At 41.1% G+C, this 26,717-nt stretch carries 21 protein-coding genes, 1 pseudogene and 1 riboswitch; of the genes and pseudogenes, 15 read left to right on the forward strand and 7 right to left on the reverse strand.

The genetic code is table 11. The features are described 5' to 3' along the window. Positions 1-71: 71 nt before the first annotated feature. Positions 72-350 (forward strand): hypothetical protein, encoded by a 279-nt coding sequence (locus VP97_RS14770; RefSeq protein ID WP_156153510.1) that lies wholly within the window; start codon positions 72-74, stop codon positions 348-350. On the opposite strand, the gene VP97_RS14775 is transcribed toward VP97_RS14770, so the two are convergent. From VP97_RS14775 to VP97_RS14785, 3 genes are read right to left on the reverse strand one after another with little or no spacing between them, the layout of a single operon-like run. Further along, positions 315-1,310 carry a sensor histidine kinase gene (locus VP97_RS14775; RefSeq protein ID WP_050182678.1) on the reverse strand — a complete coding sequence of 332 codons (996 nt, stop codon included), beginning with the start codon at positions 1,308-1,310 and terminating at the stop codon, positions 315-317. The genes VP97_RS14770 and VP97_RS14775 overlap by 36 nt on opposite strands. After that, entirely contained in the window at positions 1,307-1,978 is a 672-nt protein-coding gene (locus VP97_RS14780) for a response regulator transcription factor (protein WP_050182679.1), read from the reverse strand. The genes VP97_RS14775 and VP97_RS14780 overlap by 4 nt, the downstream gene beginning before the upstream one ends. A gap of 30 nt (positions 1,979-2,008) precedes the next feature. Continuing rightward, complete coding sequence (locus VP97_RS14785) at positions 2,009-2,995, reverse strand: alpha/beta hydrolase (RefSeq protein ID WP_050182680.1); 987 nt, start codon at positions 2,993-2,995, stop codon at positions 2,009-2,011. 501 nt (positions 2,996-3,496) lie between these two features. After that, positions 3,497-3,582, forward strand: a riboswitch (cyclic di-GMP riboswitch). Positions 3,583-3,810: 228 nt separating this feature from the next. Here VP97_RS14785 and VP97_RS14795 point away from each other — a divergent pair. Then, the gene (locus VP97_RS14795) at positions 3,811-4,449 is read left to right on the forward strand and encodes an NAD(P)H-binding protein (RefSeq protein ID WP_050182682.1); all 639 of its coding nucleotides are present in this window, start codon (positions 3,811-3,813) and stop codon (positions 4,447-4,449) included. Between the two features lie 106 nt (positions 4,450-4,555). Further along, entirely contained in the window at positions 4,556-5,539 is a 984-nt protein-coding gene (locus VP97_RS14800) for a ketoacyl-ACP synthase III (RefSeq protein ID WP_050182683.1), read from the forward strand. Positions 5,540-5,583: 44 nt separating this feature from the next. Here VP97_RS14800 and cdaS read toward each other — a convergent pair whose 3' ends face one another. Continuing rightward, on the reverse strand, positions 5,584-6,207 hold the full coding sequence (gene cdaS, locus VP97_RS14805; RefSeq protein ID WP_156153511.1) for a sporulation-specific diadenylate cyclase CdaS: 624 nt from the start codon (positions 6,205-6,207) through the stop codon (positions 5,584-5,586). 901 nt (positions 6,208-7,108) lie between these two features. On the opposite strand from cdaS, the gene VP97_RS14810 reads away from it, so the two are divergent. From VP97_RS14810 to VP97_RS14830, 5 genes are all read left to right on the forward strand, one after another. After that, positions 7,109-7,741 (forward strand): hypothetical protein, encoded by a 633-nt coding sequence (locus VP97_RS14810; protein WP_050182685.1) that lies wholly within the window; start codon positions 7,109-7,111, stop codon positions 7,739-7,741. Continuing rightward, positions 7,714-8,010, forward strand: a complete 297-nt coding sequence (locus tag VP97_RS14815) for a hypothetical protein (RefSeq protein ID WP_050182686.1) — start codon at positions 7,714-7,716, stop codon at positions 8,008-8,010. The genes VP97_RS14810 and VP97_RS14815 overlap by 28 nt, the downstream gene beginning before the upstream one ends. A 152-nt stretch (positions 8,011-8,162) precedes the next feature. Then, entirely contained in the window at positions 8,163-10,073 is a 1,911-nt protein-coding gene (locus VP97_RS14820) for a PTS mannitol transporter subunit IICBA (RefSeq protein ID WP_050182687.1), read from the forward strand. Between the two features lie 81 nt (positions 10,074-10,154). Further along, positions 10,155-12,245, forward strand: coding sequence for a BglG family transcription antiterminator (locus tag VP97_RS14825; protein ID WP_050182688.1), 2,091 nt, complete (start codon positions 10,155-10,157; stop codon positions 12,243-12,245). 5 nt (positions 12,246-12,250) lie between these two features. Continuing rightward, positions 12,251-13,393: a mannitol-1-phosphate 5-dehydrogenase gene (locus VP97_RS14830; RefSeq protein WP_050182689.1), complete on the forward strand. Its 1,143-nt coding sequence runs from the start codon at positions 12,251-12,253 to the stop codon at positions 13,391-13,393. A gap of 79 nt (positions 13,394-13,472) precedes the next feature. Here VP97_RS14830 and VP97_RS14835 read toward each other — a convergent pair whose 3' ends face one another. Then, positions 13,473-14,654 carry an NAD(P)/FAD-dependent oxidoreductase gene (locus VP97_RS14835; protein WP_050182690.1) on the reverse strand — a complete coding sequence of 394 codons (1,182 nt, stop codon included), beginning with the start codon at positions 14,652-14,654 and terminating at the stop codon, positions 13,473-13,475. Between the two features lie 39 nt (positions 14,655-14,693). Next, a complete protein-coding gene (locus VP97_RS14840) occupies positions 14,694-15,125 on the reverse strand; it encodes a helical membrane plugin domain-containing protein (protein WP_050182691.1) in 432 nt (143 codons plus the stop codon). Positions 15,126-15,678: 553 nt separating this feature from the next. Between VP97_RS14840 and VP97_RS14845 the strand changes: the two genes are divergently transcribed. From VP97_RS14845 to VP97_RS14860, 3 genes and pseudogenes are all read left to right on the forward strand, one after another. Further along, positions 15,679-19,440, forward strand: a complete 3,762-nt coding sequence (locus VP97_RS14845) for an EAL domain-containing protein (protein ID WP_050182692.1) — start codon at positions 15,679-15,681, stop codon at positions 19,438-19,440. A gap of 42 nt (positions 19,441-19,482) precedes the next feature. Next, a complete protein-coding gene (locus tag VP97_RS14850; RefSeq protein WP_156153512.1) occupies positions 19,483-20,034 on the forward strand; it encodes a hypothetical protein in 552 nt (183 codons plus the stop codon). A gap of 392 nt (positions 20,035-20,426) precedes the next feature. After that, positions 20,427-21,202: pseudogene (locus VP97_RS14860) on the forward strand (hypothetical protein); the annotation flags it as partial. Positions 21,203-21,813: 611 nt separating this feature from the next. Here the strand turns inward: VP97_RS14860 and VP97_RS14865 are convergent. After that, a complete protein-coding gene (locus VP97_RS14865; protein WP_050182695.1) occupies positions 21,814-22,191 on the reverse strand; it encodes a helix-turn-helix domain-containing protein in 378 nt (125 codons plus the stop codon). 217 nt (positions 22,192-22,408) lie between these two features. On the opposite strand from VP97_RS14865, the gene VP97_RS14870 reads away from it, so the two are divergent. The 4 genes from VP97_RS14870 to VP97_RS14885 all read left to right on the forward strand — a co-directional run. After that, the gene (locus VP97_RS14870) at positions 22,409-23,398 is read left to right on the forward strand and encodes an asparaginase (protein ID WP_050182696.1); all 990 of its coding nucleotides are present in this window, start codon (positions 22,409-22,411) and stop codon (positions 23,396-23,398) included. Between the two features lie 26 nt (positions 23,399-23,424). Further along, entirely contained in the window at positions 23,425-24,852 is a 1,428-nt protein-coding gene (gene aspA / locus VP97_RS14875) for an aspartate ammonia-lyase (RefSeq protein WP_050182697.1), read from the forward strand. 44 nt (positions 24,853-24,896) lie between these two features. Continuing rightward, on the forward strand, positions 24,897-26,321 hold the full coding sequence (gene nhaC / locus VP97_RS14880; protein ID WP_050182698.1) for a Na+/H+ antiporter NhaC: 1,425 nt from the start codon (positions 24,897-24,899) through the stop codon (positions 26,319-26,321). Between the two features lie 160 nt (positions 26,322-26,481). Next, on the forward strand, positions 26,482-26,717 hold a 236-nt coding region (locus tag VP97_RS14885), incomplete at its 3' end, for an ACT domain-containing protein (RefSeq protein WP_483782895.1).

The following is a 26,717-nucleotide window of genomic DNA, read 5'->3' on the forward strand; positions in this document are numbered from 1 at the left end:
TATTTTAACCAGTGGGAAAAACAGACAAAGCGTCTGTTTTTCTCCAAAAGGCAGTGAAAGGAGCAGGAAAAATGAATGGGGTGGAGCTAGTAAAAAACTATGGAGAAAATGATCTGCTTCGAAACAGTTTTTTCGACCTGGCGAATAGAGTGTTTGGCCTGCCCTTTCAAAAGTACTATGAAGCAGGATCTTGGGGAGAAGAGTATATGCCTTTTTCACTGGCAGACGAAGGGAAAATCATCGCCAATGTATTTTTCTTTTTATCAAGAACAGCGTCGCAAAAGAATGAACCAATCATCCTTTTGCGATGTTTTCTAACGGACTTCTGCCTGACTGGCAAAATAAAATGAAGTACCATGTTTACCTGACTCGAGCTTATAGGTAAGGTGCAGCAGCCTGGTCACATCATCAATAATCTTCAATCCAAGTCCTTCCTGGCCGCGGCTGGAATCAAACCCTACTCCATTATCTTGAAGGGAAACAACACCGTCTACGATTTTCACTTCTAGCTTTGTTGCTTCCGCATGTTTTAACGTGTTTTGAAACACATTATCAAACAGCCGTTGAAGCCAGAGCTCATTGCTTGTCCAGCTAAGTGTTTTGTCAGCGGGCTGGTAAACCAACTCGATCCCGTGAATGCTGTATAAATAACTCCACTTGCTCACCATGCTTCCAAGCAAATCGTTTATAACAATCTCCTGTGTTAAAAGATAGGAGTTTTCTAATGTTTCCGCAGACTGCAGATTAAATTCATTAGTTAACTCAGCGATATAGTCAATTTGTTTATAAAGAGACTTAAACAAAGATTCATTGCCGTCATACTGATTTTCTATATAAAATAATTGCAGCCGGACAGCGGTCAGGGGGGTATTAATATCATGTCTTAGTTTTTGTAACAGCTCTTTTTTTGATTCTTCCTGCTGCCAGAGCTCTAATTCTCTGTATGCCGTCCGGTCAATCAGTAAATTCACCGATTTGATCAGCTCGCCAAGCTCATCTTTTTGCTTGATCTCCAGCTTGCTCGGAAGCTCTTCCTTGCTGGCCAGGCTTCGGATGGTTTCGTTTAATGTATTTATTTTAAGAAGAAGCGAATTAATAGATGTAGAAAACAAAAATGCCAGCAGGAAAAAGGAAAAACAAAACAGGAGCATCATAACTGGATACGCAAAAGATTCATGAAAAGGAACTTCTTCAGATGAATCAGACAACTGATAGATCACCATCATCACCATATTAATCAGCATTAATGAAAAAGGGACGCTGAGCACAGCAGAAAATAAAAGCAGCTGGTATCTTCGTTTTAAGGTCATATTTTCACACGGGTATTCAGCCGGTACCCTTCTCCATATACATTTTGAATGATGGTTCCCTGCGTATCCTCAATTTTGGACCGGAGCTTTTTAATATGAACATTTATAATATTGGGATTGCGGTCATCGAGCGGCCACAAGTAAGCGAAGAATTGCTCTTTCGTTAAAATCCGGTCTTTATGGTCATAAAGATAAAAAAAGATTTTTCTTTCTATGGCAGTAAATGATATTTCTTGATCAATCTGTTGGTTAAAAACCTTTCTGCGTTCAGCGTCCACAAAGAGATGATAAATTTGAACAAATGTTCCATAAGCGTGATTCAGCATTTTTTGCATTCTAAGCAGCAGTTCACGCGGATCAAAAGGTTTTACAAGATAGTCTTCTCCCAGTGTTAACCCTTGCAGCCTGCTGTCTATGTCCTGCAGAGCAGAGAGAAAAAGGACAGGAAGGGTAAACCCGGCGCTTTTGATTTTTTGTGTAAGCTGATAGCCGTCCTCGCCCGGCAGCATAATATCCATGATGACCAGATCTGCCTGGCGAAGCTCTGTCCATATATCGCTGCCGTTTGTTTTCCAAAAGACCTGGTAGCCTTCCCGCTGTAAAATTTTTTGGAGCAGATCGCCAATCAGCCGATCATCTTCTACAATTAAAATCGTAAATCCATTCATTTGGTCACCTTTTTATGTTGTAATTAAAAGCTAGCGGTTATGTTTTATTTGCCTTGAAAATTGAACAGCTGACTGATAAATGTCATCAGGAGCATACAGGTAAATAGAATGCTTACCTTCTATTTTCTTTATTTGTACATTTTTTAGCTGCTGAGAGAATGCTTCATAGTTTTTATTTTTAGCTTTCGTAAATATTGAATGCTTATTTTCCTCCGTATAAGCGGATACGAAAAGCATAGGCGTTTCGTTTGGGAGAGGAAGAGCGGTCGATTTTACTGCATTTTTTCCGCTCTGAAGCAGCTCCTGTACCATATTATCATTAAAGATTTGTTTATAGGACAGAGCTTTAAATTGCTTCTTTTCATCCTCTGTTAAAAAAGACTGCTTGATTACTTCCGGATCATATACCATAGAAGGGGCGAGCCGGTGGAACCCAATTTTCGTTAACAGGCTCATTCCTTTTATCATCAACGAGTCGGCTGTGTCTGGCGGATGAGTTTTATATTCCTGAGGCAGGCCAATATCAAGGGCAATAATTGCTGTGATTTCATTTGGATACTTTTGCGCCCAGTAGATTGCCTCTAATCCGGAAAGAGAATGAGGGACAAGGATATAGGGAGGTTTATGCCCGCTTTGAAGCAGTGCCCTTCTAGTCTGAGTCATGATAGTATCGAGATTACGGTTATCATCGAATACGTCACTATAGCCGTAGCCTCCGCGCTCAATGACAGCAATACGATTATTTTTTGAAAACTTACTGTACAGGCCTTTCATTTCATAAATAGGAGCTGCAATACCCGAACCAGGCATATATACATACGTATCTTCGCCGCTGCCTTCACTGTATACGTTGATTTTTTTATCATGTATATTCACGTACTTGCCTTGAAGTTTAAGCAGTGCTTCCTCCTTGCTTAGCTGATAGACGTGGTGCAAATAAACAAAAACTGTGACGAGCAACATAAAGATCACGCATACAGCTGCTAGTTTTTTTAACGCATTCATTAATTTTTTCATCCTAACTCCTTTCACCGTATAGTGAAAGAATAATGGACAAAAATAAATTTCTAATTAATTTTTAAAACTTTTCATCCGGGAAGAACATGTATCGAAAAAGGATTTTTTCAAGTCTTCGATACATAAGGAAGCCTGTTCTTTTACGGAGAGAACATACCGGTTGTGATTCGTTGCATAGGCGGCGAAGATCGGGCAAGCTTGCTTCTCCAATGGCTGGCGGTGAACCAGAGTCGCTCATTATCTTTAGTCTAACAAAGGAAGGGGCTTGCTGAGGAAAAATATTGAAATTTTATGCGGCTAATAAAGATTTTCTTGTTTTGCCAGAACATTTGCAAAACAGCTGGTAAAAAGAGAGGAAAGGCATTTTGAAAAACTAACCGATTTTTTATGACAGCTGCAGCAAACAAGAAATGGATAAGATACTGTTAAAATAAAATTCAAACAAAACGATAAATTGTACTGTTCTTTTCGTAAAATTTGGATAAAATATACTTACGAATAATTAATAAAAGGCAAACTAATCGAAAGGTTAGGACGCAAAGCTGCGGATCTAAAATTCCTAGAATAATGATAGCCGGGCTGCAGAAATGGACGGTATTCATCGTCATGAGTGAAAGCAGCGAACAGGTCATTTTAAATCATGAACTCACTCGTTTATATAGCGATTACGAGCGCTGTCAGGATCCAAACATAAAAAAAGAAATAGTAAGTGATGTCATCCTTTTGCAAACAGCCGTTACACTGCTCGCATCAAAACGGAAATAGTTATGTTTGATTGTTGCAAAAAAATGGATAAAGCAGTAGGGGGCGGGGGAATGAAGAAAAGAGCCCAAATAGCGGTCATAGGTGGAACAGGAAAAGTCGGACAGCACATAGCTGACCAGGCGATGCAGCATGGTTACCATGTTCGCGTCCTTGTCAGAGATCCTCAAAAATTGCGTTACCAAAATAGTAAAATGGAAGTTTTACAGGGGTCTGTAGAAAACGATGATATCTTAAAAGCTCTTTTGCAGGATTGTCAGACGGTTGTGAATGCATTTGGACAGCCGCCAAAGGATAGCCCGTTATACAGTCACGTAACAAAGAAAGTACTTGATGTGATGAATGAACTTCAAATCACTCGCTATATCGGCGTAACGGGCGCCTCTCTTACATTGAAAAATGATAAAAAAAGCTTAATAAATCGGACAGGATCCAAGCTATTCAAAGCAGTATATGCCGACATGCTGGAAGATAAGCAAAGGGAGGCGGATCTGCTTCTTCGGTGCAGAGATGTAAACTGGACCCTCATCCGCCTGCCTTTTGTAAAGGAACGTGTCAATACAGCGGATGTAAAAGTAGATATTGAGAATACGCCAGGGCTTACAATCGGCAATAAAGACATTGCCCGCTTTATTATTAGTCAAATAGAAGGAAAACAATACATTCATCAAACGCCATTTATCGCAAATTAATATTGCTTCCTCGTTTTATATGCAATATTCACTTAAATTAATACCAGGTGCTAAATTTCGGTGTTATAATAGATAGCATATGAAGGTAAACGAGGTGCAAAAGATGATGAAATCCAGGGCACGTATCACAGCAATTGGAGCGTATGTTCCAGAAGGGAAGCTAACAAATGACGATCTTGAAAAGATGGTCAGCACGAGTGATGAATGGATTTTTCAGCGAACAGGTATAAAAGAAAGAAGGATCGCAGGAAAAGAAGAATATGCTTCCCACCTTGCTTTTCGTGCTGTGGAAAATCTAGTGGAAAGATCTCAAAAAGAGTTACAGGACATTGATGGAATTATTGTAGCAACTTCAACAGCTGATCATGCATTTCCAAGCGTTGCCTGCCAAATTCAGCATCAATTTCAAATCCCGGCAACGGGTGCGTTTGATATCAACGCCGTTTGTGCAGGTTTTACTTATGCGTTGCACTTGGCCAACACAATGGTTACATCAGAGGTGCATAAAAAGGTCCTGGTAGTAGCAACCGAAACATTATCAAAAGTAACAGATTTTACAGACAGAACGACCTGCGTGCTATTTGGAGACGGGGCAAGTGCTGTACTGGTGGAGTATGATCCAGATCAGCCGAGCTTTTTGGGTGTACATATGGGTACAAACGGGGAGGGCGGCAGTCAGCTTTATAGAACCGCTTTTGCGGACTCTATTCATGGAAAAGAGCTGAATACGAGCGGAAAAATGGTTCAGAATGGCCGGGAAGTATATAAATGGGCAACCCGCACGCTTCCTGATAGTATGGAAGAACTGCTGCAAAAATCAAATTTTTCTAAAGAAGATATTGATTGGTTTATTCCGCATAGCGCCAATATGCGTATGGTGGAGTCTATTTGTGAAAAGTCGGGCTTTCCGCTCCAAAAAACCTTAACCAGCATGGAGAGCTTTGGAAATACGTCAGCTGCTTCTATTCCACTAGCCTTGAACATTGGCATAAAGGAGGCCAAAGTGAAAAACGGTGACACGCTCCTGCTGTATGGTTTTGGAGGCGGGCTGACTCACCTTGGTCTTATTGTAAAATGGAATATCGATTAATTGCTTTATCCACCTGCTTAGGTTTAAGCAGGTTTTTTTAGTGGCTAAAGGGGTGAACTGGCTGTAATAATAGGATGCAGCTTTCCGTCTACGGCAAAGGAGACTTTTCCTGTTTCCTCAGATACGACAAGCACAAGTGCATCACACGTTTCTGTCAGGCCGATCGCTGCACGGTGGCGGGTGCCTAATTTTTTGTCAGACCAGTTTTGACTGGATAAAGGAAGAATATTTGCAGCCGAAAAAATTTTGTTTGAGCGAATCAGCACTGCCCCGTCATGGAGAGGGTTGCCAGGATAAAAAATGGACTCAAGCAATGGGTGTGTTAGAGCTGCTCCCATCGGTGTGCCGGGGCGAATAAAAGGGTCAACTGAATCTTTGCGCTCAATCACAATCAATGCGCCATGCCGCTGACTGGAAAGGTGCTGGATGCAGGTGGAAATATCAAGGTACTTATCTGTAAACGGAGCCAAGTAACAGTTTAAATAAAAGGAAGCGGCCATCGTTTCTACTGTTTCAAATTGGTCTTTAATCGATTCAAGTCTGCTCAGGGTACATCCACTGTCTGTTTTTAATGTATGAATCCCTTCTCTTAAATGGAGAACAATATCTTCAAGCTGCTCGATTAATTGCTGTTTTAATGGAGAAAAATCACAATCGCTTTTCTTCACGCTTATCCACCTCGTTTCAATTAATTAAAATGTCCCCTTGTTTCAAATGAATATGGACGAAGAACGTGCTTTTTATTATTTTGTGGGATTGTGTAAAACTTATGTAACCATTCAGCTTTTTCTTTTATTCAGAAACTCAGCAGGCAGATTTGAGCAAACGATATCTCTTTTCTCTCAATCGTTTACATCGTTTCATGATAAAAGAGATGATATAATCGTACCCACTAAATCAAGAAAAAAGAACAGTAAGTATGCTATTTTTATTTACTCTCTGATTTTGGAAGGGATAAGCAAGCATATTGGTTTGTTTCTCTATTTGATGTAAGCGGAAACAAGAATTGCTTTGTGCTTTAAAAGAGTTGTTTTACTTTTATATTTCCTAACATAACATTCCGAAAAAACAGTTTTAAGGAAAAATGTTAACGTTAACATGATGAGCAGTGAGAAGCTATTTACAACAATAAGAGGCATCAAGCACATTGGGGGAGTCCCCGGCTATTACTCATTTAATTATAAATGGAACGTTAAGTAGAGTAGAGCCGCTGAAGTAGTAATCGCCAGTTACGCAATTGACTTTCTTTATCTGATATTATAGAACGGCCAGTCCTGGTTTTTCGCCAGACGTGTTCTGCTCTTGTGAAAAACGAAGCTTCTTTTCGACTTTTAAGTACTGTTTTTATTCAAGTGACACTATTGATTTTTGTGGCACGCGCTTTGTTCGGTTATACACCGATCGGCCATTTTACTTTTGTATACCTTTTTAATAAAGATGAAACAATGCTTATATCGGTGACTTCTACATTGAGAGTGATTACCTTTGTAATTTTCTTTTTCTGGTCTTCGCTGCCTGTATCAGGGAATCATTATTAACCATTTTGAGACGAAATGGGTAACGATCAGCATGAGTGTTAGGCCGCTTGGAATGTTTGTGGTTACATATTACTTTGTTTGGTCCGGTCAAATCGATCACAGTATGGTAGGGGCTGTGATTTTTTTAAGTGGTATAGCTATTGAATGCATCATTAGTGTTTGGCGATGCCATCGAATTGTGAAAAAGGAAATAAAAAGAAGGGAACCGGCTGTAGAGAAACGGGATATTTACGCGTTTTATCCACCGCTTGTTCTTTACTTGTCATTTCAAACAGTTATTATTCCGGTTATTTACGCTTTTCTTGGTAATATTAAAGATGCCCAGACAGGCATGGCTTCTTTTACGATGGCCCTTAGCATTACCAATTTAGTGCTTAGCTTTTTTATGTATACTTATCAAATTATTTTACAGTTTTTTAAAGAAAATCGGCGGGCTGTTTTTCATTGTGTGATTGTCTTCAGTCTTGTGCCCTCATTATTGCTGGCTTTTCTCTGCTACAGCTCAGCGGGGATTTGGTTTATGGCCAATGTGATGGGAACGAGTATCTCTCTCGCAGAGTCTTCTTTGACGGTACTGCAATTTTTTATTTTAAAAACATTCTTTTTTCCATGGGTTAATTTTTTGGCGGCATTCTCATGCTGCAAAAAAACACAAAAAGTATAGTCGTCCCGCAGGTATACAATTTAGCGGCTTTGACCGTCAGCAGCTTTTTACTGGCTCAATTTGTTCCTCATTTAACCGGCAGTGCCGGTGCGATTGCGGCTTCGTTGGGTGAAATGGTCAGGCTGCTTGTCGTAACGAGAGTGGTTTTTCATTTACAGAAAAAAAAGACGCGCATCTTGAGACAATGGTTTAATCTCTATAAGCAAAGGCTAAAGATCTATGACGGGCAGAATATTGGCTGCCTTTGTCCTAATACAAACAAGTTATGAGGTGGTTGGACCAAACAAAACGGTAAACAGAGAACAAAACGCTAATTTTGTCGATTGTGTGACGACAAAGGTAGTTTTCTTCTTTATTGAATGGATAAAAAACGTCCTTTATCATAAAAGTATGTTCATTACATTTGAAAGGAAGAAAATATATGGCTCAATCTAATATAAAAGTAGCTGTTCAAAAGTTCGGTAACTTTTTAAGCTCAATGGTAATGCCGAACATTTCCGCTTTTATTGCCTGGGGTCTGATTACGGCACTTTTTATTCCTACTGGGTTCTTTCCAAATGAAAGCCTTGCCAAAATGGTCAGCCCGATGGTTACGTATCTTCTCCCGCTTTTAATCGGGTATACAGGAGGAAAACTGATTCATGCTGAGCGCGGAGCAGTTGTTGGTGCGATCGCTACTATGGGGGTTATTGCCGGTACCGATATTCCAATGTTCCTCGGTGCGATGGCAATGGGTCCGCTTGGCGGATATGTCATCAAGAAATTTGATCAATGGATCGAAGGAAAAGTAAAGTCTGGCTTCGAAATGCTGGTCAACAACTTCTCTGCCGGAATTTTAGGCGGTCTGCTCGCTATTATAGCATTTCTAGCGGTTGGCCCAGCGGTAAAAACGTTAACAGGCTGGCTGGTAGACGGCGTGGATTGGCTGGTCGCAACAGGTTTACTTCCGTTGACAAGTATTCTTATTGAACCAGCAAAAGTGTTATTCTTAAACAATGCGATCAATCATGGTGTATTATCACCGATTGCGCTTGAACAGGCGAAACAAGCAGGGCAGTCAGCTTTGTTCTTGCTTGAGTCAAACCCTGGCCCTGGACTTGGCGTTCTGCTAGCCTACTGTATTTTTGGAAAAGGTACAGCGAAAAAATCAGCTCCGGGAGCAGCAATTATTCACTTTCTCGGAGGAATTCATGAAATTTACTTCCCGTACATCTTAATGCGTCCACTGCTGTTTTTAGCGGTTATTCTTGGAGGCATGAGCGGTGTATTCACACTGGTTCTTTTGGGCGGCGGTTTGTTTGCGCCGGCTTCACCGGGCAGTATCCTTGCAATTGCTGCTGTAACGCCGCATAATGCAGGTGCGTTTGCTGCCAACTTTGCAGCTGTACTTGTGGCAGCAGTAGTATCCTTTGTTGTCGCTGCGTTTGTATTAAAAACTGGCAAACAAACAGACGAAAACATTGAAGATGCTGCGAAAAAAATGCAGGAGATGAAAGGGAAGAAAAGCTCTGTTGCAGATGTATTTGCTTCAAATCCTGGAGAATTCCCGCAAAACGTTAACAAAATTGTTTTTGCTTGCGATGCAGGAATGGGTTCAAGTGCGATGGGTGCCTCTCTTCTTCGTAAAAAAGTAAAAGAAGCCGGTTTAGGTGTTTCTGTAACCAATACATCAATCAGTAACCTGCCTTCTGATGCACAAATTGTTATTACACAGGAGGAGTTAACACCACGTGCACAAAACAAGCTTCCAGGTGCATATCACGTATCTGTTGACAACTTCTTGTCCAGTCCAGAATATGAAACATTAATTGACCGTCTTCAGAATGGAGGACAGGACCCTGTAGAGGAAATTGTCGAGGATGCAGAGAACAATGTTCCAAATAATGATGCGCAAACAAATGATGGTCTTCTATTAGAAGAAAATGTGTTCCTAAATCAATCATTTACAACAAAAGAAGATGCGATTCGTTTTGCAGGTAATGCTTTATTCAAAGCAGGGTATGTTAAGGAAAACTACATTGAAGCCATGATTGAACGTGACCAGATCACATCAACTTATATGGGAAATGATGTAGCGATTCCTCACGGAACAGAAGAGGCGAAAAAAGAAGTATTAAAATCCGGCTTTACTGTTATTCAAGTTCCAGACGGCATCGATTTTGATGGCAACCTGGTCCGCGTCATCTTTGGTATTGCAGGTAAAGACGGTACGCATTTAGAAATTTTATCTGGTATTGCTGTAACATGCTCAGAGATGGAGAATATTGAAAAAATCGTTAATGCTAAAACAGCGGCAGAAATTATTGATATTCTCAATGGTTCAAAAGAATAAGCTTTTTATGAAGTAGAAAAGCGCTATTGAGCGCTTTTCTACTTCTGTTTTCCGAAGAACAGGACAAAAGGAGGTGGCAGCATGTTTATTACTTCGCGGGAAAAAGCCATTATTGAGCTTATTATTAAAACGTCAGGAAAACACACGGCCTTTTCTATTGCGGCTTCCTTAAGCGTAAGTGTGAGAACGATTCAGCGGGATTTAAAAGCAGTTGAAAAAACCTTGGAACGCTTCGATCTTCGCCTTCAGAGAAATACCAATGAAGGGCTGATGATTGAAGGCAGGAATGAACAAATCTTCCGGCTTATTCAACACTTAACGGGCAGTGATCCAGTGGACGAGACGCCGAAGGAAAGAAAGCTGCGGCTGCTTCTAGTCTTGCTTGAAGGAGAAGAATCCTACAAAATTCAAGGTTTGGCAGCAGACTTGGGTGTCAGCATCACGACCTTGTCCGCGTATTTAGATGAGTTAACGGAATGGCTTGAAACATTTCAACTTGAACTCAGCCGGAAGCGAGGCGTCGGGGTAGAGCTGAAAGGAAGCGAGCAAAGTAAGCGAAAAGCTTTAGCTAATTGTTTGTTGATGGATTTTAGTGAAGAAATCATTGAGAGCCTATTTTTGCTGGAAAAGGGAGAACACCAGCAAAAGAAATTACTTCATTATTTTCGGGCAGACTATATACGGGCGATTGATCGAATCGTGAACGAAGCAATGAATAACCGGTACTCCCGACTTGCAGACAGCGATTATATCGGGCTTATCATACATATTGGGATTACGATGCAAAGAACAGAAGCAGGCTTTTACTTGGAAAAGAAGCCATATGAAAGCGAAGAAGCAGAGGAACAGAGTCAAGTAATGGCGATAAGTAAAGAGCTAGAAAAAACATTTTCTGTCGTGTTCACAAAGGAAGATATCGGATATATAACGACGATTTTAAAAGGCTCAAAGCTTCAAGAAGCAGCATCGATTCCCTATGATAGTATCGTTTTGAGTCAAATGATCAAACATGTGATTCAAAATGTATCTTCTCAGCTTCATATTGATTTAACAAATGACTTTTCTCTTTTTCAAGGTCTTCTCGCCCATATGGAGCCATCACTGTATCGTCTCAAGCAGCAGATGGGGCTTTTCAATCCGTTAACAGAAGAAATCAAAAAAAAGTATCCAGTTCTTTTTTTGGCGGTGAAAAACAGCGTAGAAAAAGAATTTAAAGAAATTCAATCGTTTCCTGACGATGAGATCGCGTTTATTGTTCTTCACTTTGGTTCAGCCCTCGTAATGCAGGAAGAGGAGATTACGTTAAAAGCACTGGTCGTTTGTCCAACAGGGATTGGCACTTCCAGAATGCTGGCAAGCCGGATCAAAAAAGAAATAATAGAAATTGATTCAGTTGAGGTCAAGTCACTCAAAGAAATCAGGCAGCAAGAAAACGTACATATGTTTGATGTGATTATTTCAACCGTTCGTCTGCCGTTTATGCATACCGAATATATACTAGTGAACCCGCTTTTAAGTCAGGAAGACATTACAGCCATTAAAACCTTTTTGAAGAAAAATGTAAGGAATTTAACCAAAAACAAAAAATATAAAAATTCATTGGTAAAAGAAATGTCGCCACTACAAAAAAGGGAGCGGCCTTTAGCCGAGTTACTAAAAGAGTTAAAAGACACCCAGCAAAGCATCGAGGCGCTTATCGGACATTTTCGTGTGTATAGCCCGGTTCATTCAAAGGGTTATGAAGACATTATTACAGAAATGCTCGAAAAAGCAGAGGAAGAAAAACTCATCTCTCATACACCGGTCGTATTTAATGCATTAAAGGAACGTGAAAAAAAAGGCGGACTGGGCATACCGAATACAGGGATGGGGCTTTTTCATTGCCGAAATGAATATGTAGATACACTCGTTTTTCAAATCTCCCATTTGGAAAAACCTTGTTTAATTCAAGGAATGGATGGAAATGAGATGTATATGGACAGCTTGCTGCTTATGCTGGCTCCGGAAGAATTAAGCTCAAAAGAGCAGGAAATCATGAGTTTATTGAGTACCAGCTTCATTGAAAGCAGTGAAGCAATGATGATTTTCTCCTCATCAGATGAAGAGAAAATCCGGACAAAAATGGAATCAATCTTTTTAGACTATCTTCATACTAATTTGATAAAGGAATGATGAAAATGAAATCAGTTGTACATTTTGGCGCAGGAAATATTGGCCGCGGGTTTATTGGAGCTCTTTTCTCCCAGTCTGGCTATCAAGTAACATTTGTAGATATTGCGGAACAGACGATCGATCAGCTGAATAAAAGCAAAGAATACCGCGTAAAGCTCGCGACAGACGAGCAGGATGAAATGATCATTACCAATGTGTCCGGTTTAAATAACATGAAGCAGGAAAATGAAGTCGTTGCGGCCATTCAACAGGCAACATTTTTAACAACGGCTATTGGACCGAACATTCTTCCACGCATTGCGCCGTTGATTGCGAAGGGGCTTACGGAAAGAATTAAAACGAGCGATGAAAAGCTGTATGTGATTGCCTGTGAAAATCAAATTTCAGCAACCGACCTGTTAAAAGGCTATGTTTTGGAAAATCTTGATGAAGAAACAAAGAAACGTCTCGACGGAAAAGTGTTCTTTTTCAATTCCGCTGTTGACCGGATTGTGCCCATCCAAAATAATCAAGGATCACTGGACGTTCTTGTGGAGCCTTACCATGAATGGGTGGTTGAAACAACAGAGGATATACCAGCGATCGAAGGAATGAAAATTGTCGCAGATCTTGCTCCGTTTATTGAGAGAAAGCTGTTTACCGTTAATACAGGACATGCGGTTATTGCGTATCTTGGTTACCTTGAAAACAAAACGACGATTGATCAAACACTCGCGGATGAAGCAATTGAAAAGCAGGTGCAGGCAACTCTTAATGAAACAGGGGCGTACTTAATCAAACAGTATGGCTTGAACGAAGAAGAACACCAGCAATATATTCAAAAAATCATCGGCCGCTTCCAAAACGCATATTTAAATGATGGTGTAACGCGAGTAGGGCGTTCTCCTATTCGCAAACTAGGACCAGATGACCGTCTTGTGCGTCCGGCTGTCGAGGCTCAGAAAGCAGGACTTTCTTATACACAGCTGGCCAAAGCGATTGCAGCAGCCCTGCTGTTTGACTACAAGGAAGACGAAGAAGCAGTAAAACTGCAGGAAATGATTCAAGAGGACGGGGTAGCAGCAGTACTTAAGCAGGTGAGCGGACTAGATGAAAACAGTGAGATCACCCAGGAAGTATTGCGTCAGTATGAGCTGCTTCAAAAATAACTAACGGTTTTATAAAGGCCATGTTAAAAAGCCCGGAAGAGTATTCTTCCGGGCTTTTGTTATTTGTACAAACGACTGATTAATGAATCAGGCTGTACAATGCTTTAATATGTGACAAGTAACGGACGTTACTTGCTTCTTTCATAAGAGTCGCCGGCAGTCCTTTAAGGGCTGTGTTATTTGCTCCAACTGTCGCAACTGCATCTTTACGGCCAAGGCTGGCAAGGGTGCCAGAATTCACTGGTTCGAATGTATCCATTTTCTTGCCTGTTAGATAAGCAAACAAGTTGTAGCCAACAAGCTCACCCATTTGCCAGGCGTTTTGTGCAGTCGGTGCATAAGGGCGTCCTCCGTCAGCAGGGAAAGCTACCGCGCTGTCGCCTGCAACAAATACATCTGCATGAGATTTAGATTGAAGGAACTCGTTTACAGTTGCTTTGCCGCGATCGACTTCAAGACCGGACTCACCTACGATTGGAAGCGCTGCAACGCCGCCCGTCCAAACAAATGTGTTGGCTGTGATGCTAGTACCGTCTTTGAGTTCAATTTGGTTTCCTTCTACTTTTGTGACAGGAAGGCCTGTTAAGAACTCAACGCCGCGTTTTTGAAGGCTTTCTGTTGCACGCTCAATAAGTGGATCCGGCAGTACTGGAAGAATTTTTGGGCCAGCTTCTACCAGCTTGATTTTAAAGTCGTTAAAATCAACACCGTATTGTTTTGCCACTTTCGGGAAGTTGTCGATAATTTCCCCAACAAGCTCAACACCAGTTAAGCCGCCGCCGCCAATTACAATTGTCGCGTCCGCTTCGTTTTTCGTTTGGGCATATGTACGAACACGGTCTTCGATATGGCTGTAGATTTTATTTGCATCAGCCACTGATTTCAACACCATGCTGTTTTCTTCAAGTCCTGGGATGCCAAAGAATCCAGTCTGGCTTCCGAGGCTCACAACAAGCGCATCGTATGATAAAGAAGAACCATCTGCTAGTTTGATTTCTTTCTTATCTACTGAGAAAGAATCCACTTTCGCTACTTTAAGATCAATATCTTTTCCTTTGAAAAGTTTTTTCAATGGAATCGCAACCGCTTGTTCTTTCACTGTTCCTCCAGCAAGGCGATGCAGCTCTGTAATGATTTGGTGAGTAGGAAATTGGTTCACTACTGTTACTTGTGCTTCATTTTTGTTTAAATATTTACGTACAGTCAGGGCAGAAAGCACGCCGCCATAACCTGCACCTAAAATCACAATATGTTTTGACATCGTTTATTCTCCATTCTTACTCATTAAGTGTTAAAATACTTATTTTTGGTTGGCCCGTTCGTTGCTGACCTGAAGAAACGCATTCGCGTAGCGGAACATTTTTTGTGCTTGCGGATCTTTCAACATTTTCATCAAACCGAATAAGCCAATCACTTCGTGGCTTTCATCTGCGCGGTCTTTTGCTTCGATCGCTGTTGCCGCAAGATTTTTTACAGTATGTGTTACCGGCTCTGCAAGCTCTGTAATTGCACTAACCGTATCGTTTTTTAAGACCTCATCTGTTGCAACAGATTGGGCAAAATCATACGTCTTTGTTAAAATGGCAGCCAGCTCCGTTAATTTAGGCAGCTGTTCCACTAAAGCTGTTAAGGATTCCTGTACTTCAGGCTTTAAAAGCTGATCAAGGACATCTAATTGTTCCTGGCTCACAGTCAATGTTTCAGACTTTGGTTGAGTCATAGTTTCTTGCATAACCAATTCTCCTTTTTCATAGCTACTACTGCTATAATTATATTCTCCAAATCTCTACAAACTTTGTGAAATTGTGCACAAACAGATCCGTGCAAAAGCACTTTTAGAAGCTGTTAGTACAATCACTTATTTATTATAGCTCTCTTACTGACTAAAATTCCAGCTTAATTTTAATTTATATCAAAAAAACTTATATGATTTATATTTATTTCCTTAAGTAGAACATCCTGGTTCAGAAGTGATGAAATCAGTAACAGCCAAACAGGAATAAAGGTAATGCAGTGGGCATGTTAGCAGATGCCGGGAAGGCTGCACTGCAAAAAGGATTTCTTCCTTTTAAAATTCCGTACTACTGGTCGTCCTTTTTCTAGTTAATATCATCTTATTTTTCTTCTTATAATGCGAAAAAAATGTCACAAGGTGGCGAAAAAACAAGTACCCTGCAAAACATCAAAGCATATATTGTATCCGCTTCTCGATGGGATTATAATGACGGAAGTAGATCCTTTTTTTGACGAAAGAGAGAACATTTAAAAGCAAATGGAGAGGGAAAATGGAGACTAACTTTATTGCCAATCTAGCAGGGATGTATCAGAATAATGAAGCTCTTCAAAAGATGTTCGAAGATTTGGGATTATCCATTTGGTACAGGAATATAGAAGATGCATCTTTTTGGGTTTCCAGCGAGAGTGCCAGGATTTATGGACATTCACAAAAGGACTTGATCAACAACCTTTATCTGTGGACAGAGCTCATTTTTCTAGAAGATCTTGATACCGTTGAACGTCATAGAAACCAATTATTATCAGGAATATCCTCTATGATCGAATATCGAATTATCCGTTCAGACGGAACCATAAGATGGGTCCGGGAAAAAGGAAATAGCTTAAAAGATGAGCAGGGAAAAGTCATTTTAAATACAGGCATTATTCATGATATTACCGAGCAAAAAAGGGCTAGTTTACAGTTAGCTCAAAGGGAAGAGCATGATCGGCATCTTATTGAGCTGTCTTCCAGTTCAATTTTTTTGTATCAAGAAGGAGTGCTGGTGTATGCAAATAAATCAGCCTGGAAGACTTTTGGAACTGTTTTTATAAACAAACTGCTTGGAAAAGCACTTGATGAAATTTTTATACCGGATGATGCAGCTGCTTTGCAAGAACAATTAGATAAAATCTTAACAGGTACTTTATCTTCTCTTGATGAAAGCAAGGTAAAAACATGGAATGATACGGTTATAAGTATAAAGCCAGGTATAGTTCCTGTTTGTTTCAAAGGAGTCCCCGCTGTCATGGTAACAGCAGGCGTAGAACATACACTTCAGCGGATAACTGATATGAGCACATGCAATCATGACTTTCCTCGGCAGAAACAACACTGCCAAACAACCACGTGGCTTAGTGTAAAGAAAAAGAGGATTTTACAAGATACCAAAAGGTCCAAGGATGCTAACAAAAGTCACCTTCATCAAAAAATAGCAGCAACTGTGAAAGAAAACAGCCAGCATAATAGCGCGGTCATTCTATCTCAACAGGATGTAAAAAAAACGGAAGAAGAAAAATCTATTAAATATGAAGACTTTTATGATTATTTAACTGGCCTGCCTAATAGAAGCGGCCTGCATACCCGTTTATCGGATGAGATTTCGAAAGCGCTTAAAACGAAAAACAGCTTCGCTGTTCTTCTTCTTAATCTTGATCGATTTAAAGTGGTGAATGATACATTAGACTATACTGCTGGAGACCTTCTTTTAAAAGAAGTAACCATTCGCTTAAAGTCTTCTATTTACGAAAATGATATTATTTTTCGCCAGAGCGGCGACGAGTTTCTTATCGTATTAAAAAATGCTGATCGGTTAATTGCTTTAAATGTAGCAAAGCGGATTCTAGATGTTCTTGCGGTTCCATTTACCATTAGAAATCATAATATTCTTACATCTGCGAGTATTGGAATTAGCTTGTTTAAAGAAGACGGAGTAACGGCTGAAGAATTGATTAAACATGCTGACTTTGCGATGTCTCAGGCGAAAAAAGCTGGAAAAAACACATATAAGTTTTATTTTTCCAGTGATCATGATTTTAAGCTGAATCCGTTGAAAATGGAAATAGATCTTAATAAAGCCATTGAACAAGAAGAATTATCTTTATACTATCAGCCAAAAGTAAATTTAAAATCAGGAGATATTGTAGGGTTTGAAGCCCTTCTTCGCTGGAACCATCCAGAGTGGGGACTTCTATCACCTGCGTCTTTTATTTCCTTTGCTGAAGAAACAGGCTTAATTATCCCGATAGGTAAATGGGTGATCTATCATGCATGCAAGCAAAATAAACGCTGGCATCAAAAAGGCTATGCAACGGTTATAGCCGTTAATTTATCCGTCAGACAGCTGATGCAGCCTGATATTGTGGAAATAATTGCAGATGTCTTGCAGGAAACAGAGCTAGATCCCCACTATCTAGAGATTGAAATTACGGGAAGTATCACAGCAGGCGCCGAACGTATTCTCGTTACCCTGCAGCGGCTGAAAGACCTTGGCGTGCAGATTAGTATAGATGATTTTGGAACTGAATTTAGCTCACTCCATTATTTAAAGCAATTTCCTGTAGATACATTAAAGATCGACCAATCATTTATTCGGGAGCTTCGCCACAACCCGAACGAAGAAGCCATTGTAAAAAATATTATTTTGATGGCTCACAATTTAAAATTAAATGTCATAGCGGAAGGAATCGAAACAGAGGAACAGCTTGTATTCCTGCAGCAGCATTTATGTGATGAAGGGCAGGGATACTTTTTTAGCTCGCCGCTTCCTGCTGAACGAGCTGAAAAAACGTTTCAAAAAGTCGAGCAGCTGATGAAAAAGCATGGACTTTCTGATGATCTAAATGAACGGATGTGGGTCCAGGAATTATTAGACAGGGCTCAGCAGGAAATGAAAGACACTATCCGTTTACACCAGGGAATGATCTTTAAGTTCAAACAAATCGATGGCCAGTTTATCCATACCCTATGTGATGGAGAATTACTTTACCGATTAGGATTAACACCTTCTCAAGTAGTAGGAAAGGATTTATATAGTTTTTTTCCTGCTAAGGTGGCAGCAGATAAGATAAAGCACTATCGGCAGGCATGGGAAGAAGAAAAAATTATTACGTATGAAGGAGAAAACAATGGCATCCGGTATTTAAGTGTTTTATGTCCTGTTAAAAAAGGCGGGGAAGTCATAGAGGTGATTGGCTCTGCTGTAGATATAACCGCTCGTAAACAAATTGAAGAAGCACTTCTTGAAAGTGAAGAGAAGTATCGGTTGATTGCCGATAATATGACGGATCTTATTTGTTTATTAGACCGCAGTGGGCATGTTATATATACATCTCCTTCACATGCTTCTGTTCTAGGCTATCCTCAGGAAGAACTTGGAGAAAACAAAATAATTGCAAAAATGCACCCCGAAGATGTTGAATCTTTTCAACAGGAAATAAAACAGATTATTGAAACAAAGCAATCCTCACAGGTAGAATTCCGTTTTTTACATGCCAATGAAAAGTGGTTGTTAATCGAATGTGTAGGAACGCCTGTTATAGGAGAAAACGGAGACGTTGAACACGTTGTTATAGTAGGAAGAGACATTACCGAAAAAAGAAAAGCAGAAGAAATGCTGTTAAAGTCGGAAAAATTAACAGTAGTAGGAGAGCTTGCAGCAGGTGTAGCGCATGAAATCAGAAACCCCCTCACCTCTATTAAAGGTTTTGTACAGCTGCTGCAGCAGGGAATGATTAAGGAAGAATTTTTCAGCGTTATTATGGAGGAATTTGACCGTGTAGAAGATATTATTAAGGAGTTTCTTACACTGGCAAAACCACAGGAGATCCAGCTGAGAAAAATAAATATTCATAAAGTATTACAGGACGTTGAAACGTTGTTGCGGTCAGAAGCCCACTTGCAAAATGTGCAGATTCTTCATGTGATAGAGCAGACAATTCCTTCATTTATGTGTGATCCAAACCAGATTAAGCAAGTATTTATTAATTTAATTAAAAATAGCATAGAAGCCATGCCTGATGGCGGCATAGTAAAAGTACAGTCCTCTATAGAAGACTCAACCGTATTAATTAAGGTAATGGATAATGGAATTGGTATTAAGGAAGATCGAATTCACAAATTAGGAGAACCTTTTTTCAGTAATAAAGAAAAAGGAACGGGGTTAGGTTTAATGCTATGCTTCAGAATTATCCGACAGCATAAGGGAACAATTCTATTTAAGAGCAGAGAAAATGAAGGCACTACCGTGGAAGTAAGGCTGCCGCTTTCTTGACGATGGTTCAAAGATAAGAAGTACAGTTTCGGTTGAAACAAAATGAAACGAGCATACAGCGCCAATGAGCGAGATGGCGGGAAAGGTGGAAAGATGAAGATTGGAGATGTGCTTGCGATGACAAGAAAGGAGCCCCTCGAAGAAATCGCAAAGCAATATTTAACGATAGGCAAAACAGCCGCAAGGCAGGCCCTAAAAAATGCCGGCTGCTATTGTAAAAGAGGAACCCGGGGCTGGCATCATGACAATCTGACTCAAGTCGCAGACCGATCCATTTACGAGTTTGTTGAAACAAGAAGAGCAAAAGTAAAATCAAGTAGAGATAATGAAAAGGCCATAAGTGTATTGACGGCCAGGGCAGATGCACAAATCGAAGCGGATAAAAGAGCAAATAAGGATGAACCTTATGAGCTTGATGCCATTGACCGCATTATATTTCGTGAACAATTGGAAAGAGACGCAAAAACGTATAAAGGTTTTTATTGGGATGCAGACATTATCGAATTTATCAACACAGTCGCTGAAAAGGACCAGAACGAGTTAATGAACGAAATTGTGCGCAGTGTTCTCGTTCAAAAAGGCTTTTTAACGTAAAGACAGACTGCTTTATGTGTCCAGTGCTTCTCGCGGCGGAATAAAAATGCAGGGGGCGGCTGCGGTTTTTAAAGAAACGAAGGACTGAAGGCCGCTGCGTTTCAGCAAACAAGCAAAGGAGACTCGTACCGGAAAGTTGGCTTTTGAGGCCTCTTTTTTTAGCTTTCTTGACCATATCAGTTGTTTTTCTAAAAGGCCCCGAATGATTCCTGCTAACATGAAAATAGTCAAAGCTGCTTTAAGATATAGCACTTCCAACAGAAAGTTGAGTAAATAGGATAATGGGGGAATTTCCTCTTTAATATCGGGAGATTCCCCGATACGAAAAACACTTCCTGACTTTTAATATAAGAGTCAGGAAGTGTTTTTTTATTTGTAAGGAGGAACGAAGGATGGCACAAACAGCAGCAGCAACCCATAAAGACAAACGTTCATTAAACCGTGCATTTGCTTCTCATTTTGCTAAGTCCGTATTTTTAACCGTGCTTGGACTTTTTATCTTATCTCTTATTGCCACGAGGATGTTTACACATGTGGACTTGAATTTATACGGCTACATGGTCGGCACACTCGTTTTTATCGGCGGCTTCTTTTACCGGTTTATCGCCTGGGGTGAACGGCCGCCCACAAAAATTTTTATCAAAAAAGGACTCAAGCTTCTGTGTCGCCGGGAAACAGCGGTAACTGCCGTTGACCACCTGGCTGTGTACCGCTTTATCTGGAATCGCGGCCTTTACCGCTGGACACAGCATTTATTAATCGGCTGGGGCTGTATTCTTTCCTGCTTCGTGACCTTCCCGCTTGTGTTCGGATGGATGTACTTTACAATGCCAGAAAACGGTTACTACACGATCGTGGCGCTGGGCATCAATGTTATGACCATTAAAGCAGAGGGCATTATCGGATTTTATCCTATAACGCTCTTAACTTCACCGTTCTTATGGTGATCGCCGGGGAATGTATGGCGCTTTACCGCCGGTTAAAAAACATGCAGGCACGAGCCGAGCAAAAGTTTATCTATGATTTACTGCCACTTTACCTGCTTTTATTTGTTTCCGTTACCGGCCTGCTCTTAACATTTATCAATATTTTTTTATAAGGAAAAGGCCATTATGTGATGTCACTAATTCATCAATACTCTGTTATCATCACACTCATTTATCTTCCTTAAAGACTCCTTCATCGGTGCTGTTAACCGATTGGCATTATAAGCATAGACAGATAATACCTCCAAAGAAGTAATGGATCGGTGGGCTGCCTGTTCAAACATATCGATTTTGGAAGAGATTTCTTTTGTGTCACTCCACTCTACATGAGCCCAGGTGGAGATTGGAAGATTTTCCTCCAAATGCGACTGAAGTAATCTAGAGAAATTAAGAAACAATAGAAGGGATATGGAAATCCCCGCGAGTATAGTAAAAATCAAAGTTATTTACATAGTGAACTCTTTTCAGCTGTTCTTTTGTAAGAGTAATTAGGAGCCGGTAGCATAGAAGTTTGACAGAAGACCGACTGCTTATAAAGGCTGGATAAAAAAATGGGTTTTCATAAGGAGGCGGCTTAATTAAATAAGAGAAAGCGACATAAGCGTTCCTGTTAACGAAGGGACGCTTATGTGGCAAAGCGGTAAAGTCTGAATAAAGAGATAACTCGATGCGAAAAATGAACAAAAGCAATGGATTTATCAAATGTTATGTATAAGAGGGAGGAAGCCGGTTTACGGGAGCATCAGATACTGGAGAGAAGCTGTATCGTTTTCTTTATCCACCTATGCTTATTTTACTTGCTGCGCGCCGGCTGCTCAAGTTCCCGTTTCGCTTTGATAAACGCAATAAACTGACGGATTTCTTCTTCTGAAAGAGCCTGACCATCTACCGAAAGCATACAACTCTCCAGATTGTTTAAGTCTACAGTTGTTTTTTCATCCTGGCGGTTGGACTGATCTGCATAAGCGCCGGGTTCGTCTACTCTGCCTAAAATATAGTCGACGGACGTATGAAATAAGTCAGCCATAGCCGTAATGGCTTCAAGTGAAGGCCGGCGATAGCCTGATTCGTAACCCGCATATGTACTTTTAGCCATGCCAAGTTGATCGGATACATACTGCAGCGACCAGTTTCTTTCTTTTCGCAGGGCCATTAACCTGTTTAAATTCATCATCACCGCTCCTTTATCTTTCCGTTTATTATATCACGTTCACCAAATAAAAAGTACGCGGAACGAGAACTTTTTTGTCTTGATTTCTTCGATATTAGCTCATATAATACAATTATGTACGCGGAACGAGAACATTATTAAAAAGAATACGCTTACAACAAAAGGGACTTTTATTTACTTAATGAACATGAAAAGTGTATGAAGGGCGTGAATTGTATTGAAACGACTATTATTGCTTACAACAGGTGGGACTATTGCTTCTTCGGAAGGGAAAAATGGCTTAGAGCCAGGAATGAATTCAGAAGATTTTTTAAACCACGTGCCGGGATTGGAGATTCCGTATGAGCTTCAAACGAAAGAACTGTTGAATATAGACAGTACAAATATGCAGCCGGAAAACTGGGTACAAATCGCCGAGGCTGTGCATGAAGCATACGATCAGTACGATGGCTTTGTGATTACGCATGGAACAGATACTATGGCGTATACATCCGCTGCGCTGTCTTATATGCTTCAAGGCTCTATCAAACCGATCGTGCTGACTGGCTCCCAAATCCCAATTGCTTTCGAAAAAACAGACGCGAAGCGTAATATTGGAGATGCCATTCGTTTTGCATGCGAGGAAATCGGCGGAGTGTATGTGGTGTTTGATGGCCGTGTGATTCAAGGAACACGTGCAATTAAACTGCGGACCAAAAGCTACGATTCGTTTGAAAGCATTAATTTCCCGTATGTGGCCTCTGTTTCGCGGGAAGGCGTGGAATATAACCAGAATCCTAAGCCAACACTAGAGCGAACATTAACATTAGATACGTCTCTTTGTACGGAAGTAGGTCTTATTAAATTATATCCAGGCATTGAGCCCAGCTTTTTTGATGCGCTGAAAGATCTTTATAAAGGGATTATCGTAGAAGGATATGGAAGCGGCGGTGTACCGTTTCAAGGGCGAAATATTTTAGAAAAGGTCAATGAGCTGGCCCATCAAGGAACAGCGGTTGTGATTACGACCCAGTGTCTTGAAGAAGGAGAAGACATTGATGTATATGAAGTAGGCCGGAATATTGATCAAAGTGTTGTGATTCGGGCAGGAAATATGAATACTGAGGCGCTTGTCCCAAAATTGATGTGGACTCTTGGTAAAACAAATGATATTCAGCAAGTGAAAAAGTGGATGGAAACACCAATTGCTAACGATTTAATGGTTTAAAATCAAAAAGGAAAGCGGGAACTAGTGTGGAAAAAGAAAATGCGTATCGTATAGAAAGGGATTTTCTCGGCGAAAAAGCACTGCCAGCCAATGTGTATTATGGCATTCAAACATTGCGGGCGGTTGAGAATTTTCCGATCACCGGCTATAAAATCCACGAGGAAATGATTCGGGCACTGACGATGATTAAAAAAGCAGCCGCAGCTGCCAATATGGATGCAGGGCGCCTGGAAAAAGAAAAAGGCGCTGCGATTATCGAAGCGGCTGAAGAAATTCTTGCCGGCCAATGGCATGACTATTTTATTGTTGATCCAATTCAAGGCGGCGCAGGTACATCCATGAATATGAATACAAACGAAGTCATCGCCAACCGGGCGCTGGAAATTATGGGACATCCTAAAGGAGCTTATCATGAGTTGAGCCCAAACAGTCACGTAAATATGTCACAGTCCACAAATGATGTATTTCCAACAGCTATTCACATCTCAACTTTGAATTTACTGGAAAAGCTTCTTGTGACAATGGAGCGGATGCTGGCTGTTTTTCACGGAAAAGCAGAACAGTTTGATCATGTGATTAAAATGGGACGCACACATCTCCAGGATGCTGTGCCAATCCGTCTCGGGCAGGAGTTCGAAGCGTACAGCCGTGTTATTGGACGCGATATTAAACGGATTGCCCAGGCCCGTCAGCATCTGTATGAAGTCAATATGGGAGCAACTGCTGTCGGCACTGGCTTAAATGCTGATCCTTGCTATATTGAAAACGTCGTCAAGCACCTGGCAGAGATTAGCGGCCTTCCTCTTGTAAGTGCTGAACATCTGGTGGATGCAACACAAAACACAGATGCGTACACAGAAGTATCGGCGGCTTTAAAAGTATGCATGATGAATATGTCCAAAATCGCAAATGATTTGCGGATTATGGCTTCTGGCCCGCGTGCCGGACTGGGGGAAATCACGCTGCCGGCCCGTCAGCCAGGTTCGTCTATCATGCCAGGTAAAGTCAATCCGGTTATGGCCGAGCTGATTAATCAGATTGCTTTCCAGGTAATCGGAAATGATCATACGATTTGTCTTGCTTCAGAAGCAGGCCAGCTTGAGTTAAATGTTATGGAGCCGGTGCTTGTTTTCAATCTCCTGCAATCCATCAGCATTATGAACAATGGCTTCCAGAGCTTTACAAGCTACTGTGTGGAAGGTATTGAGGCAAATGAACAGCATTTAAAAGAATATGTGGAGAAAAGTGTAGGAGTCATTACCGCCATCAACCCGCATCTTGGCTATGAAACAACATCTCAGATCGCACGAGAAGCTGTACTGAGCGGGAAATCGGTGCGTGAGCTTTGTCTTCAAAAAGGACTGCTTACAGAACGAGAGCTGGATCTGATTTTAAATCCGTACGAAATGACAAAACCAGGTATTGCCGGAAGTGAATTGATTGCACAAAAGTAAGTGAACGTGCATAAAAACCGGTAAAAAGGGGACGGGAGAACAGGATGAAGACAATTAGACTGCCATTCATGTGGGAAATCATCGTAACACTTGGACTTTTTTTAGCGATTGTTTTTTCTTTTACAGCACTATATGATCTGCCGATTCAATTAGCTTTATTTATTTCCTGGTTTTTAGTGATGATGCTTGGCACGAGGCTGGGACACCGCTATCAGGACTTGCAGGGGGCGATTACAAAAGGGATTTCCAACGGTCTGGAAGCTGTTTTGATTTTAATCGCGGTGGGTGCGCTGATCGGTACGTGGATTGCCGGTGGCGTAGTGCCAACCTTGATCTATTACGGCCTTGAGATGATTCATCCAAGCATCTTTTTGCTGGCAACGCTCCTGATTTGTTCGATTACGTCGTTAGCGACTGGTACCTCATGGGGAACGGTAGGAACAGCGGGTATTGCGATGATGGCCATTGGTGAAGGGCTTGGCATGCCGCTTCCACTTGTAGCCGGTGCAGTACTTTCCGGTGCGTATTTTGGAGACAAGCTTTCGCCGCTGTCAGACAGCACGATTTTGGCCGCTTCTATGTCAAAAGTAGAAGTGATAGCGCACGTTCGTGCTATGCTGTATCTGGATATACCGGCTTACTTGATTACCGCTGCTCTGTTTACAGGAGCTGGATTTATCTACAGTGGTCGAAATACGGACCTTGAAAAAGTCGAGTTTTTAAAAAGGGCGCTCCTTCAAGAGTTTGATATCCATATCTGGATGCTCGCGCCGGCTTTGTTCGTTATTTTAATGCTCGCTTTTAAAAAGCCGTCTTTGCCTACTATTGCAGCGGGATCGCTTCTGGGGGCAGTCTGGGCTGCTGTTTTCCAGGGCATGTCTTTTATAGATGCAGTGGCGACAGCATACAGCGGCTTTAGTATTAATACGGGCATTGAATTTACTGATCAGCTATTAAATCGCGGCGGCATTGAGGGAATGCTAGGCTCTGTCGCTGTGATCATTTTAGGGCTTGGATTTGGCGGTTTGCTTGAGCATTTAGGAATCCTGAAAGTAATTGTATCTTCTTTTGAACGCTTCCTAACATCGGCAGGAAACGTAACACTTTCCACGCTGATTGTAGCATTCCTGGCAAATATCTTCGGATGTGCGATGTACGTATCACTTATCTTAACGCCAAAAATTATGGCGGACAGCTATGATAAGCTGCATATTGACCGAAGAGTACTCGCGCGGAATTCCGAAGTAGGCGGGACGCTAACCTCTGGAATGGTGCCATGGTCAGACAACGGTATTTTCATGGCAGGTATACTGGGTGTGTCCACCTTTGCTTACGTACCGTTTATGTGGCTAAGCTTTGTATCCATACTGCTGGCTATTATTTATGGCTATACCGGTAAATACATTTGGTATGTTAAAGATCCAAAAGCGAAGGCACAGCCGATCGACCAAACTTCTTCAATGTCGTAAATAGACTGGAGCAAGTGGGAGAGAATGTATTATATGATCTGCAGTTTGATTTTGTTTGAAGCAAAGTCAGACTGCTTCGTCGTGTAAAATTCATTTAAACATTTCTAATTGAAAACATTCATAAAGAAAGCGCATGTTCTCAATAATTGGAGGTATACGCATGGCATATAACAAATTAATTCGCACACTGATGATCGAAATTCCATCGATTCCGGGCAGCCTTGGGAAAGCAGCAACAGCTATTGGGCTGCGCGGCGGTGACATTGGTGAGGTAGAAACAATTAAAGTGGGTCCGGCTTACACGCAGCGAGATATCACGATACAAATTGAGCGGGAAGAGCAGCTAAAGGAAATTATCGAAAGCATCAATGCACTAGAAGGTTTCCACGTGCAGGC

It is taken from the genome of Domibacillus robiginosus (assembly GCF_000966195.1).
Taxonomy (GTDB): domain Bacteria; phylum Bacillota; class Bacilli; order Bacillales; family Domibacillaceae; genus Domibacillus; species Domibacillus robiginosus.

Coding starts and splice junctions, on each gene's coding strand:
- VP97_RS14845 (WP_050182692.1), top strand. CDS start 15,679: ATGGAGACTAACTTTATTGCCAATCTAGCAGGGATGTATCAGAATAAT.
- VP97_RS14825 (WP_050182688.1), top strand. CDS start 10,155: ATGTTTATTACTTCGCGGGAAAAAGCCATTATTGAGCTTATTATTAAA.
- VP97_RS14785 (WP_050182680.1), bottom strand. CDS start 2,995: ATGAAAAAATTAATGAATGCGTTAAAAAAACTAGCAGCTGTATGCGTG.
- VP97_RS14780 (WP_050182679.1), bottom strand. CDS start 1,978: ATGAATGGATTTACGATTTTAATTGTAGAAGATGATCGGCTGATTGGC.
- VP97_RS14815 (WP_050182686.1), top strand. CDS start 7,714: ATGCTGCAAAAAAACACAAAAAGTATAGTCGTCCCGCAGGTATACAAT.
- VP97_RS14810 (WP_050182685.1), top strand. CDS start 7,109: ATGAGTGTTAGGCCGCTTGGAATGTTTGTGGTTACATATTACTTTGTT.
- nhaC (WP_050182698.1), top strand. CDS start 24,897: ATGAAGACAATTAGACTGCCATTCATGTGGGAAATCATCGTAACACTT.
- VP97_RS14770 (WP_156153510.1), top strand. CDS start 72: ATGAATGGGGTGGAGCTAGTAAAAAACTATGGAGAAAATGATCTGCTT.
- VP97_RS14830 (WP_050182689.1), top strand. CDS start 12,251: ATGAAATCAGTTGTACATTTTGGCGCAGGAAATATTGGCCGCGGGTTT.
- VP97_RS14865 (WP_050182695.1), bottom strand. CDS start 22,191: ATGAATTTAAACAGGTTAATGGCCCTGCGAAAAGAAAGAAACTGGTCG.
- VP97_RS14795 (WP_050182682.1), top strand. CDS start 3,811: ATGAAGAAAAGAGCCCAAATAGCGGTCATAGGTGGAACAGGAAAAGTC.
- VP97_RS14775 (WP_050182678.1), bottom strand. CDS start 1,310: ATGACCTTAAAACGAAGATACCAGCTGCTTTTATTTTCTGCTGTGCTC.
- VP97_RS14840 (WP_050182691.1), bottom strand. CDS start 15,125: ATGCAAGAAACTATGACTCAACCAAAGTCTGAAACATTGACTGTGAGC.
- VP97_RS14820 (WP_050182687.1), top strand. CDS start 8,163: ATGGCTCAATCTAATATAAAAGTAGCTGTTCAAAAGTTCGGTAACTTT.
- VP97_RS14800 (WP_050182683.1), top strand. CDS start 4,556: ATGAAATCCAGGGCACGTATCACAGCAATTGGAGCGTATGTTCCAGAA.
- VP97_RS14850 (WP_156153512.1), top strand. CDS start 19,483: ATGAAACGAGCATACAGCGCCAATGAGCGAGATGGCGGGAAAGGTGGA.
- VP97_RS14835 (WP_050182690.1), bottom strand. CDS start 14,654: ATGTCAAAACATATTGTGATTTTAGGTGCAGGTTATGGCGGCGTGCTT.